This window comes from Paenibacillus sp. FSL R5-0378 (genome assembly GCF_038009285.1).
Taxonomy (GTDB): domain Bacteria; phylum Bacillota; class Bacilli; order Paenibacillales; family Paenibacillaceae; genus Paenibacillus_AQ; species Paenibacillus_AQ favisporus.
This window is the reverse complement of sequence record NZ_JBBPAY010000001.1, coordinates 4,047,463-4,064,486: the sequence shown is the minus strand read 5'-3', so window position 1 is coordinate 4,064,486 and position 17,024 is coordinate 4,047,463. Positions and strand designations below refer to the sequence as shown.

At 52.6% G+C, this 17,024-nt stretch carries 13 protein-coding genes; 2 read left to right on the top strand and 11 right to left on the bottom strand.

The annotated features are described in order from the left end of the window. Positions 1 to 88 precede the first annotated feature (88 nt). The 7 genes from MKY74_RS18925 to MKY74_RS18895 all read right to left on the bottom strand — a co-directional run bounded on the left by MKY74_RS18925 (position 89) and on the right by MKY74_RS18895 (position 9,895). A complete protein-coding gene (locus MKY74_RS18925; protein ID WP_076166473.1) occupies positions 89 to 2,458 on the bottom strand; it encodes a glycoside hydrolase family 2 TIM barrel-domain containing protein in 2,370 nt (789 codons plus the stop codon). 46 nt (positions 2,459 to 2,504) lie between these two features. Continuing rightward, a complete protein-coding gene (locus MKY74_RS18920; protein WP_076166477.1) occupies positions 2,505 to 4,580 on the bottom strand; it encodes an alpha-glucuronidase family glycosyl hydrolase in 2,076 nt (691 codons plus the stop codon). 26 nt (positions 4,581 to 4,606) lie between these two features. Continuing rightward, positions 4,607 to 5,281 carry a GntR family transcriptional regulator gene (locus MKY74_RS18915; protein WP_076166482.1) on the bottom strand — a complete coding sequence of 225 codons (675 nt, stop codon included), beginning with the start codon at positions 5,279 to 5,281 and terminating at the stop codon, positions 4,607 to 4,609. A gap of 108 nt (positions 5,282 to 5,389) precedes the next feature. Beyond that, positions 5,390 to 6,196 (bottom strand): Nif3-like dinuclear metal center hexameric protein, encoded by an 807-nt coding sequence (locus MKY74_RS18910; RefSeq protein ID WP_341012684.1) that lies wholly within the window; start codon positions 6,194 to 6,196, stop codon positions 5,390 to 5,392. 157 nt (positions 6,197 to 6,353) lie between these two features. After that, complete coding sequence (locus tag MKY74_RS18905) at positions 6,354 to 7,991, bottom strand: ABC transporter substrate-binding protein (RefSeq protein WP_076166491.1); 1,638 nt, start codon at positions 7,989 to 7,991, stop codon at positions 6,354 to 6,356. An 82-nt stretch (positions 7,992 to 8,073) separates the two neighbouring features. Next, positions 8,074 to 8,946: a carbohydrate ABC transporter permease gene (locus MKY74_RS18900; RefSeq protein ID WP_076166494.1), complete on the bottom strand. Its 873-nt coding sequence runs from the start codon at positions 8,944 to 8,946 to the stop codon at positions 8,074 to 8,076. A gap of 13 nt (positions 8,947 to 8,959) precedes the next feature. Further along, positions 8,960 to 9,895, bottom strand: coding sequence for an ABC transporter permease (locus tag MKY74_RS18895; RefSeq protein WP_244169228.1), 936 nt, complete (start codon positions 9,893 to 9,895; stop codon positions 8,960 to 8,962). Here MKY74_RS18895 and MKY74_RS18890 point away from each other — a divergent pair. Then, complete coding sequence (locus MKY74_RS18890) at positions 9,795 to 10,226, top strand: hypothetical protein (RefSeq protein WP_244169249.1); 432 nt, start codon at positions 9,795 to 9,797, stop codon at positions 10,224 to 10,226. The two genes, MKY74_RS18895 and MKY74_RS18890, sit on opposite strands and share 101 nt — an antisense overlap. Positions 10,227 to 10,527: 301 nt before the next feature. Here MKY74_RS18890 and MKY74_RS18885 read toward each other — a convergent pair whose 3' ends face one another. From MKY74_RS18885 to MKY74_RS18870, 4 genes are all read right to left on the bottom strand, one after another. Continuing rightward, entirely contained in the window at positions 10,528 to 11,643 is a 1,116-nt protein-coding gene (locus MKY74_RS18885) for a glycosyl transferase (protein ID WP_244169164.1), read from the bottom strand. Between the two features lie 13 nt (positions 11,644 to 11,656). Then, positions 11,657 to 12,823, bottom strand: a complete 1,167-nt coding sequence (locus MKY74_RS18880; protein ID WP_076166502.1) for a glycosyltransferase family 4 protein — start codon at positions 12,821 to 12,823, stop codon at positions 11,657 to 11,659. Next, positions 12,820 to 13,869 (bottom strand): nucleotidyltransferase family protein, encoded by a 1,050-nt coding sequence (locus MKY74_RS18875; protein ID WP_076166506.1) that lies wholly within the window; start codon positions 13,867 to 13,869, stop codon positions 12,820 to 12,822. The genes MKY74_RS18880 and MKY74_RS18875 overlap by 4 nt, the downstream gene beginning before the upstream one ends. Positions 13,870 to 14,306: 437 nt before the next feature. After that, positions 14,307 to 15,308 (bottom strand): BadF/BadG/BcrA/BcrD ATPase family protein, encoded by a 1,002-nt coding sequence (locus MKY74_RS18870; RefSeq protein WP_076166509.1) that lies wholly within the window; start codon positions 15,306 to 15,308, stop codon positions 14,307 to 14,309. 361 nt (positions 15,309 to 15,669) lie between these two features. Between MKY74_RS18870 and MKY74_RS18865 the strand changes: the two genes are divergently transcribed. Further along, positions 15,670 to 16,926 (top strand): cytochrome P450, encoded by a 1,257-nt coding sequence (locus MKY74_RS18865; RefSeq protein ID WP_432206601.1) that lies wholly within the window; start codon positions 15,670 to 15,672, stop codon positions 16,924 to 16,926. Positions 16,927 to 17,024 lie beyond the last annotated feature (98 nt).

The window sequence follows — 17,024 nt, the reverse complement described above, 5'->3', positions numbered from 1 at the left end:
ACCGGTGAAACGGCGATGAGACCGGTTTAACAGAATAACGGGCAGCAAAGAACGAATTTCATCGTCCTTTGCTGCCCTTTTCATAGGCCTATTCTTCCACCTTAATCCGCAGTTCACCCTCTGCCAAACCGTCCCCAGCTGCGCGGATCACCACTTCGCCGGCCTCCAGTCCCGCCTGAACGACTAGGAGGCATCGGCCCCCGCGGGTTTCCCTGCGGCTGCTCTTATAGGGCTCGTGGTCGCGCAGATCCCCGTTATCAGCGCCAATGATCTCACCTTTACCTTGAATGTCGAAGCTTAACTCGAAGTCCGAATTCGGAACGACGATCCCCTGCTCATCCACGACGCTGACTTCGATATGTGCGATATCACGGGCGTCCGCCCTCAGCAGGGAGCGGTCGGTGTCCAGCACGATCCGATGCGGCGCCCCTGCCGTTTTCATCTCATACTCGGATACTATCGCATCGCCGTTACGGCCGACCGCACGAATGGTGCCGGCATGGTAGGGCACATGCCATTCCATGAGGCGGTTCGGGTAATCCGTCAGCTTCCGCACGCCGTACGATTCGTTGTTCATGATCAGCTCCACGCTCTCGCAATTGGTGAACGTAACAAGCCTCATCAATCTGCCCGCCTGCTCGGGAAAGGTCCAGTGGCTCGCGAGCCCAGGTGATTTCCAATGCAGCGTCCACTGCGCGCCGGCATCCTCTTGTGCCGGATCGAACACGGCGATATGAACCATCGGCTCTTCCGACCAGAAACTTTGCTGCAAATAAGAAATCGGTTTGCGGAAGCCGCAGGTATCGATCAGTCCGGATGCCCAGCCTTTGTACGGGTATGAAGCCTCTCCCAGATAATCAATCCCGGCCCAGACGAATTGCCCGATAACATAGTCATGCTTCTCGACATCAAACCAAGGATTGACCGGAAGGTAGCCCTTTACGCGGTTGCCTTCCCCCCGGTAGTAGGGGAACGTCTCAGTGCCGACGATCAGCGTATCCGGCATCGCTTCCCGGTAATGCTCATACCACTGCTCCTGATAATTAAGCCCCAGAATATCGACCAGCTCCGCCATCTTTTTCGTATGCAGGACCTTGTCTTCAATCGGGCCTTCGCGCAGGCTGATCGGCACGTTATGCGGTTCGAGCGCGCAGGTGACAGGGCGTGTTGGATCCAGCTTGCGGCAGTAGTCGGTAAGCTGCTTCAGCATAACCAGCATGGATGGCTGTCCCTGGTTTTCGACCTCATTGCCGACGCTCCACAGGAAAATGCTCGGATGGTTCCGGTCCCGGATCAGCATCGCCTCCAGATCCTTCTCCCACCAATCATCATACAGGTGCTCATAATACAGCGATTTCCACTTGTCGAACGCTTCATCAATGACCAGAAAGCCCATGCGGTCGCATAGATCAAGCAGCTCCGGAGCCATCGGGTTATGGGCAAAGCGAATCGCATTGCAGCCCATTTCCTTCAGCCTCTCCAGCCTGCGCTTCATGGCCTGATTATTGTAGGCTGCACCCAGGCAGCCCAGATCGTGGTGGATGCACACGCCCTTCAGCTTCAAAGGCACCCCGTTGAGAATGAGGCCCCGGTTCGGGTCCAGAACGACTTCACGGATGCCAAACGGCGTTATATATTCATCGGTTTCAGATCCATCCCGAACAATCGTTGTCCGGGCATAATACATGTCCGGCTGGTCCGGCGACCACAAATGCGGAGAGGGGATCACCGTTTCCTGATCGACCGTAACCTCCTCGGAAGGAGATACGGTCACCGGAGACTCACATTTCCCCAAGACTACACCCCTGCTGTCCACGAATTCGGTAATAACCGTACAATCCGCAGGCTCTTCGCCATGATGGTTAACCCGGATTTGCGCCTGGACCGTTGCTTTATCCGGATGGATCTCCGGTGTTGTTATGAAAGTTCCCCACGCTGCAACATGCAGCTCATCCGTCCGAATCATCCATACGTTGCGGTAAATACCTGAGCCCGAATACCACCGGTCGGATGGCATCGGCGTATTGTCCACCTTGACCGCGATCACATTGTCTTGATCCCACTTGATATAAGGGGTCAGATCGTATTGGAAGCTGACATATCCGTATGGCCGTTTTCCGGCGAAATGACCGTTGATCCATACTTCGCTGTTATGATGAACCCCATCAAACTGAATATAGACGCGCTCCTTGTTGGATGACGACTTGATATGGAAGTGCTTTCTGTACCATCCCACGTTCCATCGCGGCAGATAAGCCTGCATGCCACCGAATGCCATGGCGGGATCCACCTGCTGCTCGATGCTCCAGTCATGCGGAACCTGCAGCTTACGCCACTCCTGATCTTTAAAATCCGGCTGCTGGGCGCCTGCGTAATTTCCCAGGGCGAACAACCAGCCCGTATTCAACGAGCTCATCTTCCTGCTTCGGGTTCCCGCTTCCATTGTCAGTTCTGCCATGAGCCTACCTCCTGCTCTACTCGTAAGGGATATGATCGTTGAATGACTAATAGATGGTTCGGCCGGCTGCATCCGGAATACCGGATTTCCGGTAAAAATACGTATTGATGACATCCCGCCATTCTTTGGCATGCTCCAATTGAATATGCAGCCGCTCCCAGACATTCCGGTAGCGCCATTCATCGATATGACCTTCCAGCTTGCTCCAACGCCCGATCAGCTGCTCCACACCCTCCACACCGTCGAAATGGGTGTCATAAATATGCTGGATTACCGTCTTGCCGGAATGAAGCACATGGCTGTACGGAACGTGATGGAAGAACAGCAGCAGCTCATCCGGGCACGATTCCAGCGATTCATACCGCTGTGCATTTTCGGGGAAATATTGGGAGACAAAGCCGGTTCCGTCCTTGACCGTCCGGTTTACGCCGATGCCGTGACAATCGGCAAAATGATACGTCCCCCACACCGAATACTCATAACCGTCGACATTCGGTCCGTAGTGATGCCCCGGGGTGACCATCCAGCCGACGCCAAGCGGTGAAGTGTAGCTCTCGTAAACATGCCAGGAATCTGCAAGCATAGGTTCAATTTCTGCGGAAACCAAAGAATCGCCGCCGAATGTAAGGCGAATCCATTCCCCCGTGATATCCTCTTCAGTCAGATCCGGATTCCAGGCAAGGCGGCCGTACCCGTAAAGGTTGGCCTGCGCCAGCGTATGCCCGGTCCAATTGTGGTCGTCTCCCACGTTGATGACGGCGGCGATCCCGCAGGCTCGATAAGGATAGATCCCCCCGGAGACCACTTTCTTGACCTCGGTGCCCTGGCCTTGGGCGAACGTATCAAAATCCAATATCTCTTTCCACTGGGGAACAAGATAGCACAGATGCTTCTGCTGTCCCGTATACTCCTGCGTGATTTGAAACTCCAGCATCTGATTCGTGCCCGGCATGGCTCCAAGGAGCGGGGATACCGCTTCACGGACCTGAAAGTCCATCGGACCGTTTTTGATTTGGAGAATGACGTTAGGTTTGAACTGCCCATCGAGCGGCTTAAAATGGTCGTAAGCTGCGCGTGCCCGGTCCGTTGACCGGTCTCTCCAATCCTGAAGGCAGTTGTACACGAAGCATCTCCAAATGACGAGCCCGCCGAACGGCTCCAGCGCTTCCGCCAGCATGTTCGAACCGTCCGCATGCGTACGGTCATATGTAAACGGGCCCGGACGATGCTCCGAATCCGCTTTTACGACAAATCCGCCGAAATCGGGAATATATTCGTATATTTCTTTTGCCTTTTCCTTCCACCAATCGCCCACCCGGGAATCCAGCGGATCGGCCGTGTCCAGTCCGCCAAGCTCCATCGGGCTTGCATAGTTGACGCTGAGAAACAATCGGATGCCGTAACGGCGGAAGATCCCGGCCACATTCGCCACGTCCGGCAGAAACTGCCGTGTAATCAGCAGCGTTTCTGTCCGGTGGACATTGACGTTGTTTATCGCGATGCCGTTGATGCCGATGGATGCCATCAGCCTGGCATAGTCCTGGATACGGGCGTCATCCTCAACAAGCCGGTTATTTTGAAAAAAGATCGATCTGCCGGCATACCCCCGCTCAATGGAACCGTCCATATTGTCCCAATGGTTCATCATGCGCAGCGGGTTCCGCGGTCTGTCCGTCACATCCAATCGCTCCAGTTCCTGTCCGGTCCGCAGAATCCGCAGCAGATGAAATGTGCCGTACAAGAGGCCCGTGTCCGTATTCGCCATCACATACAGCGAACCGCCGCCGTTCTCGGAATGACGCCGGATGGCATACCCTTCTTCCCCCAGATCCTTGATTCGTGCTGCATTCATCCATTCTTCCGGTACACCGATCTCCTCGAGTAAAGCAAGCCGGATCAGGTTCGACGCCTGCCGCTCCGGGTCTGACACGATGGCAGGAAGGGTGCCTGTCATTTCAAGAATGCCGTGCGTGAGTTCGGCGAGCGCGGAATCGATCACATCCGAATTGCCATATACCGCGATTTGGGTCAGTTCTTTCATCCCGGCGAGTGATTCATTATTCGTATAGCTGAGCCAGCCCTGATCCGCTGACGAGTATGGAAGCCTTACCTCTTGCGCCATGAGCTTCTCGTCCCTCCCGATGATCTTTATATAAAATAATGCGGATATTTCTCTTTTAAAAAGTCCTGCTCCACGACAACAAGGCGGAGATGCTGCTCCATCACCTTCATCGCATGTTCTTTATCCTGCTGAATGATCAGCTGGTAGATTTCCTTATGTTGACGAATAATATTTTCCCAGTTGGAGTCTTTGGAGAGCCGGAGCAGCCGCAGCCTGTTAAAATGAATGTTCAGCTGCTGCAGCATTTTCCACGTCCGCTGTTTGCCGGTGGCATCAAACAGGATCTGATGGTACTCTTCATCCAGCTCAAACAGCCTGTAGAAATTGTTCTGCCCGGCACAAACATCCTGCATGGCAATGTTCGCTTCAATCTTGAACCGGGCGTCTTTATCCAATTGGTCGCAGGCAAGCGCCACGATTTCTTTTTCCAGCTTCTCGCGGATAAACCGGCCTTCCTCCACATGCTTCAGGTTAATGCGGGACACAATGGTGCCGCTTTGCGGGATGATGTCCAACAGTTCTTCTTCCGCCAGCTTCATAAACGCTTCCCTGACGGGCGTTCTGCTGACGTTCAGCTCGTCCGCGATTTCCTTCTCCGAAATTTTGGTGCCGGGCTCGAGCTCCAAATGAAGAATTCTTTCCCTCAGCAGGTTATAAGAATAAGCCCTGGTGGAACCCTTGATTTTCTGCTCTGTCGACATTACGGTTACCTCTTTCTCCTTGCTTTCATTTCACAACACGCGAAGGTTGAAATGACTGCCAAACATTCTTTTTTTTAAAATAATTAAGTCGGACAACACTGCGGGCACTTACAGGATTTCAATCATCGAACCGGTTGGAATAAAGTGGACCGGAAGTCCGGGAAATCTGCCGGCAAGCCGTTCGCTGATCAGCTTCATCCCCGGTTCCTCGCTGGCTGCATGACCCAGCATCAGCAGCGCTTTGGCTCGTCCCTGCGCCGATGCATCCCTAACATATTCGTGCGTTTCCCATTCCGGCCCTTCACCGATGATCATCAAATCCAGACGTTCTTGCTCGAATAACGGGATCGCGTGCTGTCCACCTCCCCTGTACCCGACAGCAACTCCGATTAGCCCGCAGACCGTCTCGGGATCGCCGACGGCACGCAGGTAGGGCAGATTCAGCTTCTGTTTTACATGCTCGGCGATGTCGGATAACCTACGGCTCTGCGGCAGCCGCACAACGGAAGCCGTTCCGAGATCCCGGTGCTCATCATCCTCCCATCCCAATGCTTCGATCAGTCCCGCCGTGATGATATCCGGCCGATAACTGTGCGGATGATCGTGAAACCGGTAAATGATCATATCATCCGATTCGATCAGCTTCCGTTTTGCCGCATGAACGGGATCTTCCGGAGCGAAGCCCTGCTCTTCATGATGACTGTAAAAAGCCCCTTCGTGCGTAACCAGCAGGTTCACCCCAAGCCGGATGGCCTCAAGGACAACATCATGGGAAGCGATGAAAGCGACCCCGATTCCGCGGACTTCCGCTTCGGGAGTTCCGGCGATGATCCGGTCGATCCGGGATTCCAAATCCCCGGCGGGTTCCGTTAAATACGTTACAACCTCCTGAGCAGTAACACGCAAACCATTCACTCCTTCGGACTATGAAAAGCATGGATGTTCGTGGTGGATGTTATGCTATTACGGCATAACGCCCGGTGAGTTGAAAACAGGCTGCCATTTCGCTGGCGAAACGGCAACCCGATTCGTGTAACTTCAGATAAGTTCGTGTTTATGACGACTTACCGACCTACTTCTTCTCTTTATAAGCTTTATACGTCTTGTTGGCAAGCTTAACATAATTATCCAGACCTTGTCCCTTGAGCTCGTTCACGAATGCGTCGAACTGGGACAACGGTCGCTCGCCGAGGATAAATTTGAGCGTGTTTTGATCCGAGTAGTCTTTCAGCGGCGTGCTCAGCAGGGTCGCCTGCTCACGGTCTTCCACGGAATACGGGATCGGCGGCTCGGCCGGTACGACGGTTTTCGTCTTTTTCATATCTTCCTGGAACTTTTTCTCTTCGTCGCTGAACATCGATTGCAGCAGCTCTGTTGTACCGCCGTAGGCGAACACCCCTCCAGAGAAGCCATAATCGATACGCAGGTCCTTCGTTCCTTTCGGGTTCAGTCCGTTATAGTTGATATCGTCGACCAGCTTCCGGACGCCGTTCTCTTTGGTATACGTTACCCCTTCAACACCCCACTTGGCAAACTCTTCGCCTTCGTCACTGTAGTAGAGCCAGTCAATGAACTGAAGAATCGCCTTAAAGTTTGGGTTTTCCTTGGCTTTGGCCAGAATCATCACGCCATTCTCCAGACGGGAGCCAGACATCAGCTGACCTGCAGGTCCTCCTGGCACCGTAATTTTGGCGATGGAGAATTTGCCCTCTCCGAGCGATTTATTCATGTCCGTGCGATGCAGCACGACGGTCTGGGAGTTGCCGTTGATCACAAACGATTTACCGGATACGAACTTCTGGGTCGCCTGATCGTCCGTTTGCGTAAAGCTTTCTTTGTCCAGCAGGCCTTCGGATACAAGCTTGTTAAAGTACGTCAGCATATTTTTGTATTCCGGCGTCGTGGACGTGTACACGAACTCGTCCTTGTCCGCTTTGTAAGTAAGTCCGTTGCCGAAGCCCCAGCCAGCCTTTGTTCCGAATCCGGTCGCCGCGATGTTCAGCGTACTGTTGAACTGGAACCGGTCGGAGAACGGAATCGAGTCCGGATAAATTTCCTTCAGTTTCTTGAGAGCGGTATACAGCTCATCCCAGGTCGCAGGAATCGGAATGTTGTTCTTCTCAAAAATGTCGGTCCGCACAAGTAGCGTATAATCCGGCCATACCTCTTCATGCATGCCAGGGAGCACATAGTATTTACCGTCCTCCTGCCGGAGTCCGTCCAGCTCCTTTTCCATGCCCCACTTTTCGACTTTATCCTTAAAATTCGGCATCATATCAATGTAATCGCTTACCGGCAGAATCGCACCGGATGACACAAAGGAAGCCTCTTCCCCGGGATACGTTTTCGGAATGACCAGCGGAGCGTCTCCCGAGCTGATCAGCAGCGAGCGCTTCTGGCTGTAATCGCTCATCGGAACGATGGTTGGTTGAAGCGTGACGCCCGTTCTTTTCGTGATTTCCTGGAACAGCATCCAGTCCTTCTTGTAAGGGTAGGCCGGCTGGTCGCTGAAAAGAATCGGCAGGTTAAACGGCTCGGTTGCCTTGAAAGAAACGTTAACACCGTAATTTTCCATCGCGCCTTTGTTTTGGTCCTTGGCTTCTCCGCCTCCGCCGCTGCTGCCAAGATTGTTGCTGCAGGCAGCCACGGACAGGCTCATGACTGCGGCCATCAGCGTCATTCCCCATTTTTTACGAGAACGCTTGAACATTTGTTTACTCCCCCCATGAATGAATGTCGGAACTGCAAAGAAATGTAAAGCTATGAAATGAATGCGGCGATCCGGACCGGATTTATCCTTTCACGGAACCCAGCATAACACCCGATACAAAGTACTTCTGGACAAAAGGGTAAATCAGCAGAATTGGCAGAATCGTCAGAACCATCGTAACCGATTTAATGTTCGCAGAGATTTGGGTCAGGTTATCCGCTGACGTCGCTCCCGCAGAAGCGCCACCTGTTGCCCCGGCAATGAGGTTCCGCAAGTATACGGTGACCGGGAACAGTTCCTTCTGGTCCATGTACAGGAAAGCGGAAAACCATGAGTTCCAATGTCCCACCGCATAGAACAGCATCATCGTGGCCATGATCGCCTTACTGAGCGGAAGAATAATGCGGAACAGAATCCCGTACGTATTCAAACCGTCGATCGAAGCCGCTTCTTCCAGCTCCTCCGGCATGTTCTCGAAAAATGATTTCATGATCAGCATGTTGTAGATGCTGATGGCACCCGGAACGACGATCGCCCAGATCGAATTGGCAAAGCCAAGGCTGTTAATGAGCACATAGTTCGGGATCAGCCCGCCGTTGAAGAACATGGTGAACACCGCGAACATCGTCAAAAATTTGCGTCCCATCAGCCTTTTCTTGGACAAGGCGTAAGCAAAGATCGTCGTCATGAACATCGAAATGGCCGTTCCGACCACCGTATACACGACGGTGTTTTTGTAGTTCGTCCAGAACATCGCGTCCTTGGCCACCGTTCGGTACGTGTCGATATTGAAGCCTCTCGGAATCAGGTTGACCTTCCCCGCATTGATATAAGCCTCGCTGCTGAAGGACTGGGCAAGTACGTTAATGAAAGGAAATACCGTAATGAAGACAACCAGCAGCAAAATGATCGTATTGACGACTTTGAACACTTTATAAGAAACGGAATCTTTCACTTGAGGCACCTCCTTACCATAGGCTTCTTTCCGTTACTTTTCTGGAAATCGCATTGACTGAGAACACCAGAATGAGCCCGATGATCGATTCGAACAATCCGATGGCCGTGGCGTAGCTGAAGCTGCTGGACTGCAGACCGACCCGGTACAAATATGTAGAAATGACGTCGGACGTTTCGTAGATGACCGGATTGTAGAGGAGCAGTATCTTTTCAAAACCGATCGCCAGGAAGCTGCCCATGTTCAGGATCAGCAGAGTGACGATGGTCGGCAGGATCCCTGGGATCGTCACGTGCAGCGTCTGCTTCCACCGGTTGGCTCCGTCAATTTTCGCAGCTTCGTACAGGGACTCGTCAATCGTCGTCAGTGCGGCCAGATACAGAATCGCTCCCCAGCCCATACCCTGCCATACCTCGGAGGTCACGTAAATCGCCCGGAACCACTCGGCTCGCTGCATGAAATTAATACCGTCTCCTCCGAAGAAACGGATGAGCGCATTGATCGACCCGCTCGCCGAAGTCATCTGCAGAATCATGCCGGCCACGATGACGATCGACAAAAAGTGCGGCATGTAAGAGGCGGTTTGAACGAATTTCTTGAATTTCTTGTTCTTTACTTCATTAAGCAGTAACGCAAAGATAATCGGAATCGGGAACGTGAACAGCAGGGTCAAAGCGCCGAGAATCAGCGTGTTCGTAAATACCTTCCAGAAGTTCGGATCCTGGATAAACATCTGGAAGTAGTGAAACCCTACCCATTTCTCTCCATAAATGCTCCCGCCGGGAACAAAACGACGGAAAGCGATGACGTTGCCGATCATCGGCCCGTATTTGAAAATGAGCAGGTAAATGACCGGTAATACCAAGAGCGAATACAACTGCCAGTCTTTGCGAAAAAGCCTTCCTACAGAACGTTGCTTCTGTTTTTTGACGGCTCTCTCCTGGGGCAAGACGGGGCTTGCGGCCTTCGTTTCCATTCTTCAGATCACTCCAATCCGCGCAGAACATGTCGCTGTTATTTTTGCACTTCTCGTACCAATCCGTCTGATGTCTCGCGCAACCATTTCACATATGAACATTCATCCCGGTCCGGGCAAACGGATAAACCGCTTACAATTCGTGTGGCTCAAGTGCGGTCGTCGAACTTTGAAAAAGACCTCCCCTTTCTTAAAGCGCTTACAACTAACCTTCAAAAAATTCAATACATCTGTTCTCCAAAGCTTTTTTGAACCTAGAAAAACAATAGACCGGAATAAAAATGGTGAGGCAGTTCAGAAGTAAATTGGAATACTAGTATAACTAGTATGGTAGTTGAGCTGTTTTTATTGTAATGGACCTTTTCCTGGATTTCAATATTTTTCTTTCGAGAACTTTAAAAAAGTTACGCCCTCTGCGAACAAGCGGAATACGAAAACAGTCATCCCAACCGCAAAAAAGCGCCAGCCGTGACCTATCACAGCTGACGCTTCATATGAAACATTCGCATATCCCTGCTTCACTTCGGCATGATTGCTTGATCGCAAACATGGAATTCCATTCCATATGGAGAAGACTATGGATTTGTTTTCAAATGTCCATAGATTTAAATGTTCAGCATCTCGGCACGCTTTTCTAATTCGTCTCGGCCACAATGCAACTCGGCAAACATATACTCTGTCAGCAAAAAAGAAATCGTGGATTCCGCCCCCTTGTTCCGGTTCGGCCCGTTCGGCGTCAGTCCGTCGCAGCAGCTGCCGTCTGAAGGATCGGCGAGCGGCCGGTGACAGTCATTTTCACCGTGGAACCACTCCCGGCAGCGCCGGATTAGCTCCTTATATTCCTGACTGCCTTCCACACGATATGCCTCCCTGGCGGCCAAAGCCAGCTTCATTACTTCGAGCGGCTGCTGATCCCACCGGCTGCGGTGGCCGCGGTCGGCCCAGCCCCGGTTGCCGATGGGCCGGATCCAGCCTTCCTTTGCCGTCATTTGTTCGGCCAGAAAATCCAGGGATTCCTTGGCCACCCGCCGGACGGTATCGCGGCCCGTGGCTTGATAAGAGGAATAGAGTGCCCATGGAAGAACGCCGTTTCCGTAGGTCATCTGCGGCTCGAACCAGTGCCAGCCCGGCTCAGCCGACGTCGAGTACAGGTCCATCAAATTTCCCTCTAAACGCTCGATCAGCGTCCATGCCTGAAGCTTCTCGAGCAGCTCCGGCCTTGTCATTTGGAGCGGATAGCATTCCTCCACTGTCCAGAGCCGGGAGTAGGCTGCAAGCGTATACGCCCATCCCCGTGGGAACTGCAACTGCTGCGCGGCAGCGGCCGACCGGAGCAGGATCGTTTCGGCTGCCCACCTGCTTCCCTCATCCGGCAGCTCTGCCCATGCATTCACCGCAGCCCATACGGCGCGGCCGTGGCAGTCATCCGATGCCGTTTCCGCTTCTGGAGAACGGTCATAAGCAACATTGTTATGGAACGTTCCATCCTCTTTTTGAAGCCACAGCAGAAATGCCAGGTAGATGTCTGCCAGCTTCAGCCAGCGTTCGCTGGCATCCGGCTCCATGCGCTGAATAACCGAACAAGCCCAAAGGGCACGGGCATTGTCGTCTGTTGTATATCCTTCCTGTCTCCGGGGAACCGAACCTAAGGCATGCTCGAGCAAACCTGTATCATCAGTCATCCTTTCCAAATGTCTAGGACAGATGCGGTAACTGTTCAAGGGTCCCCCTCCCTCAGTTCGCTTTCATGATTTCCGGAACGGAAGCGGCCAATCCGTTGAACAGCTCCAGATGGAGCTGACCGACCTTGGACCAATGCATGTCCGCTCCAATCCGCCCCATTTCCCGTTCCCATCTTTTCGCCGTTTCCTCTTCGGAAAGAATAGCTCCCATTTGCTCCGACCATCCCTGCGTATCATCAAAAGGAATCAGCAGCTCCGGATAATCCCCCAGCAAGTCCTTGGCATAGGCATACGGCGTCGTCAGAACCGGCCGGCCTAAACCGACCGCATAAGCGAGTGTTCCGCTCGTAATTTGCTGCATGCCCGGATAAGGCGTAACGTACAGGTCGGCGGCCGATAACAGCCCGGCCAGTTCGTTCTCTTCCACGAACCTGTCGATCATGACGACATGGCCATCCATTCCCAGCTCACGGGCAAGTAATTCGAGCTCCTGCCGATATGCCTCGCCTTCCCATTTGCGCACTTCAGGATGCGTCTGCCCCACGATGGCATACAAGGCGTTCGGAACTTTTCGAACGACACCCGGAAGAGCACGAAGGATCAACTCAAAACCTTTCCCCCGGCTAAGAAGGCCAAAGGACATCATGACCTTACGTCCGTCCCAGCCCATGGATTGCCGCGTCCGTTCGCGTAAACCGGCTGCAGGCTCCGGTGTTCCATGAGGCACGCAGCGGATTTTATCCATCGGCACACCCATCGATCGGTGGAGATAGCCGGCAGCCAGCCGGTTCATAACCAATATCAGATCGCTCCGCTGGGCAATCCGTTTCTGAATGCTTAAATACGGCTCTTCCGGATGTTCAAATACGGTATGAAAGGTAACGGCCAGCGGCTTATCGAGATGATCGACCAAATCAAGCACATACTCGCCGGCTTCCCCGCCGAAAATTCCGAATTCGTGCTGAAGCGAAACGACGGAGACGTCGCTCCGGTTCAACCGCTCGGCAAGCTTTCGGTATGCTTTGCGGTCCTCCTTCTCGACTTCATGGATCATCGGATCTGTGTCTCCCAGCAAACTGAACGCCGGCTTGACGGCGTAAACCTCGTCTTGGCCCTTCCAGCCTCTGGCTCCGTTCACGCTTTGCCGCAAGTGATGCGTATAGGTGGCAATCCCGCATTTTTGAGGCACATAAGTGCCTATATAAGCGATCCGATTCATACGGTAATCTCCTCCTCCTCTTTGATGCGGTGTGCAAAAGCTTCGTAAAGGATATGCCGGGATCCGATTTCCGAGCCGAATCCGAATACGCATTGGTACAGCTGTGCTCCTTCCCTTACGTGACAGCCGTCCCACAGAATCGTCTCCGATAACCGGGTGTTATTGGCAATCCGGCAGTCGTCCCCGATGACCGTATACGGTCCGATGATGGCTTTATCGCCGATTTGCACGCGGTTTCCGATCACGACTGGCGGGATCAAAAGGGCACCGTCGCCGATCCGGCAGCTGTTTCCTGTCCAGATTCCCGAAGTCTTCTCTTTACCCGGCAGAGGCAGCTTCAATTTGCGATCCAGAAGGTCCCAATGCACCTGCCGATAACGTTCCCGGGTGCCCATATCGAGCCAATATCCGGTCATCGTGAAGCCATACACGCCTTCCCCTGCTTCAATGAGTAGAGGGAAGGTTTCCCTTTCGATCGATACCTCGCGACCTGCCGGTATGTAGCTCAAGGCTTCTTTGTTCATGACATAGATTCCGGCATTGATCAGTTTCGAAGGTGCTTCCCCCGATTTCGGTTTTTCCACAAACCGGGCTATGCGGCCTGTTTCCGAGATGTCTACAACGCCAAAAGAACTGGGATCCTCTACCTCGGTCAGCCCGATGGTAACGGTCGCCTGCCGTTCCTGATGATATTGAATGAGCGGTTTAATATTCATATGCTGTACGATATCGGCGTTAAACACCAGGAAGCAGTCGCCAAGGAGCGATTCCGCGTTTTTAATGGCGCCGGCAGTACCCAGCGTCTCGCTCTCTATAACATACTCGATGGAGACCCCCCATTTTTTGCCGTCTCCCAAATGGTTTCGAATCAGGTCCGGGTAATGCTTGAGCGCCAGGACAAATTCCCTCACCCCTTGATCTCTAAGCTGCCTTACCAAGTGTTCGATCCAGGGACGATTTCCTACTGGCGCCATCGGTTTCGGCATTTGTTCAGTTAACGGCCGCAGGCGTGTGCCCAGTCCCCCGGCCAACAGCAACGCTTTCATCGGTTGATCACCCTCCAGTTCGGTTTTCGGTCATAAAAAAAGAAGCCGGCGCATGGCGAACCTTTTCTCGATCATGGCACCATGAGCGTAAAAAATTCATTCATCAACGACTTCTGTTTTGGAGTTGTCTGGTCTTCAGCCCCTATTCGCTAAAGCCCGTCCACTATGACCTTTTGCCCCTCGGCGGGATCAAGTGCCGCATCATCGAACAGAATGGTCATATAAATATAACCCCCTCCCGTTTCTGATTATTAGCACTCACCTAAATAGGCTGCTATTAATACTAATAACGAATTCCTCCCTGGCTTTCAATAGCGATTACACGCGGAAGTGAATGAATATCCGCCATGAAAGCCAATACACGGGATACTTTCGCCAGTTTTTTCAAATTTCCTCATTCATACGCCAGAAATTGTAAACTCGATAGGGAACGAGCATTATGATTCTACGATGGCCCTATTTTTTACGCTCATTGTGTCCTCAAGCCTGCTGAGGACGCTGTCCGTAACCGGAAGTCCCAGCTTCTCCATGGCATACAAGAACGAGCCTACAACGGGAGGAAAATGCGGCTCCATCAAACCGAATGGCCTTCCCGGATCATCTGTGGAGATACGCTTAAGTTTTCCTTGAAAATAAGTGCTGTTCGCCACGCTCCCGATGCACGCAACCCGCAGCGTTTCGGCCTGAAAATGCCGTCCGAGCAAGCGGATGCCGACCACGATCTGGTGAATGGACCGGTCGCAAACCGCTTGGGCTAATGAACTGCCTGCCGCTGCCGCCTCCGTAACATAAGGAGCAAAGGCTCCAAATACCCGGTCCCTTTCGCGGCGGTCATCATGGAAACCATTCCTGCCCAGGAGTGCAAGTTCCCCAAGGTCGGCTGCATTCCAATGCGAGAGCATATCATGTACCAGACGCCCGTCAGTATCGTCCGTATGTCCGGCAATTGCTTCATAAACGGCGTCATAGGCCAGAAACCTGGCTGCGCTTGCGGCATAGTGATGATAGTCGTAATTACGTAAGTATTGCCCTTCTTCATTGATACCGAAAATAATTGAGCCTGTACCGGAAATCACCACGATGCCTGGCTTTGCCATCAACGCACCATAATGGGCGGCGACCGCATCGTTTACGTGCCACTTGGGGCATGTCATTTCCGGTAAATGAGTCAGTTCCTTCACCCATTCAAAATCCTGATCCCGGTCGTAACCGGCGATGCCTGCGGCCAAGCCGCAAATTTCCCCGGGAGAACACCCCGCAACGGAAAGAGCTTTGCGGATCGCCGTCTTGACATTATCCGTAGCCTGGTTATCCCGATGCTGCGATGCCGCTTTCTGATCCTCGATGTACGCAGCGATGTTTCCTTCCGGACTTGCGATGATTACTCTGGTATTGGAGCCCCCTCCGTCGATACCCATAATCAGTTTCCTTCCAGCCATATCATCCCCTGCCCCCTTATCTCTACCATCCAATTACTAACCCGAGAAGAACTCCTGCCTTCTTGGAAGTTATTTACTTTTACTTGTTAGGTTTAATTCGACAAAGTTCTCTTCATATCCTCCTCCAAAAACTCCCTCAGAACGACCCAGGACTCCGAAACATTCGGGGGTCCTTGACCGCTTCCTCCAAAGCATCTTAGTTTGCGGCTGCCTTTTATCCTTCGGGGAGAATGGGAATACTTCGATTCGTACCCCTGTTGACCCAAATCCTTCTCATGTCCATGCCGGGTACGATCAATCGAGTACAGTTCGGGTAAGTATATATGATGCGGTTTATTAGTAAAAGGAGGTTGCACTCATGTTGGAAGAAAACAGACCGATGCCGGCAGAAGAAGGCTTGGATCATAGTTTAGCTTTTCTTAAAGAAGGCTATTTGTACATCACGAACCGAACCCTCGGATTTCAATCGGATGTATTCGAGACGCGTTTGCTTGGCGAAAGGGCCATTTGCATGCGCGGGGAAGAAGCCGCCAGGCTGTTTTATGACGAGGACAAATTTATCCGGTTCGGTGCGGCACCCAAACGCGTGATCAAAACGCTGTTCGGTGAAAACGGGGTTCAAACGCTGGACGGCGAAGCCCATCGCCACCGGAAAGCGATGTTCATGTCTCTCATGTCCGACGAAGCGATGCAGCGAATGCGGGGGCTGACCCGAAAATATTGGGAGATTGCAGCGAAAAACTTTGAAACGCGGAAAGAAGTCGAGATTTACGAGGAAGCCAAAGAATTGTTATGCCGGGTTGCCTGCGAATGGGCTGGAGTTCCGCTTGAACCGGAAGAGGTACGAGAGAAGACGAGCTGGTTCGGCGCGTTGTTCGAATCCCCCGCTTCCATTGGAATCACTTATATGAAAGGCCGGAACGCCAGAACCAAGGCGGAGTCCTGGATCAGCGGCCTGATTGAGGACGTGCGCACCAACCGTTTCACAGCGCCGGAACATTCGGCACTGGCCGTGATTTCTTTTCACCGGGATCTGAATGGCCAGCTGCTCGACTTAAAAACCGCCGCCGTGGAAATGCTGAACATTATTCGTCCGATCGTCGCCGTTTCCATTTACATCGCCTTTACCGCACTGGCCGTCATTCAGCAGCCAGAAGAGCGGGAAAAGCTGGCCGGATCGGATGAAGTGCGGCTTGGACATTTTATCCAGGAGGTCCGCCGCTTCTATCCTTTCTTCCCCGTGACGGCAGCACGGGTGGCAGAGGATTTTGTCTGGAACGGCTATCGGTTTGAGCAAGGGACGTTAACCATGCTGGACCTGTACGGCACCAATCACCACCCGGACTTGTGGGACAAGCCGGAGAAGTTTATGCCGGATCGATTTCAACATTGGAGAGGATCCCCTTTCAGGTTTATTCCTCAAGGCGGAGGAGATCATGATACAGGGCACCGGTGCGCCGGTGAATGGATAACCCTGGAAATTATGAAGGAGAGCCTCGACTTCCTGGCCAACCGGATGAGCTATGACGTGCCACAGCAGGATTTAAGCTACAGCTTCAGCGATATTCCGTCGCTGCCCCACAGCAACATTGTCATTCAGAACGTCCGAAGTGTTTAGATATTTATTTGCTTATGTTCAACAGCCCATGCTTTCCCTGCACAGAGAAAAAGCCGCAGCAATGCGGCTTTTTAACTTGCGTCAGAATGATCATTATC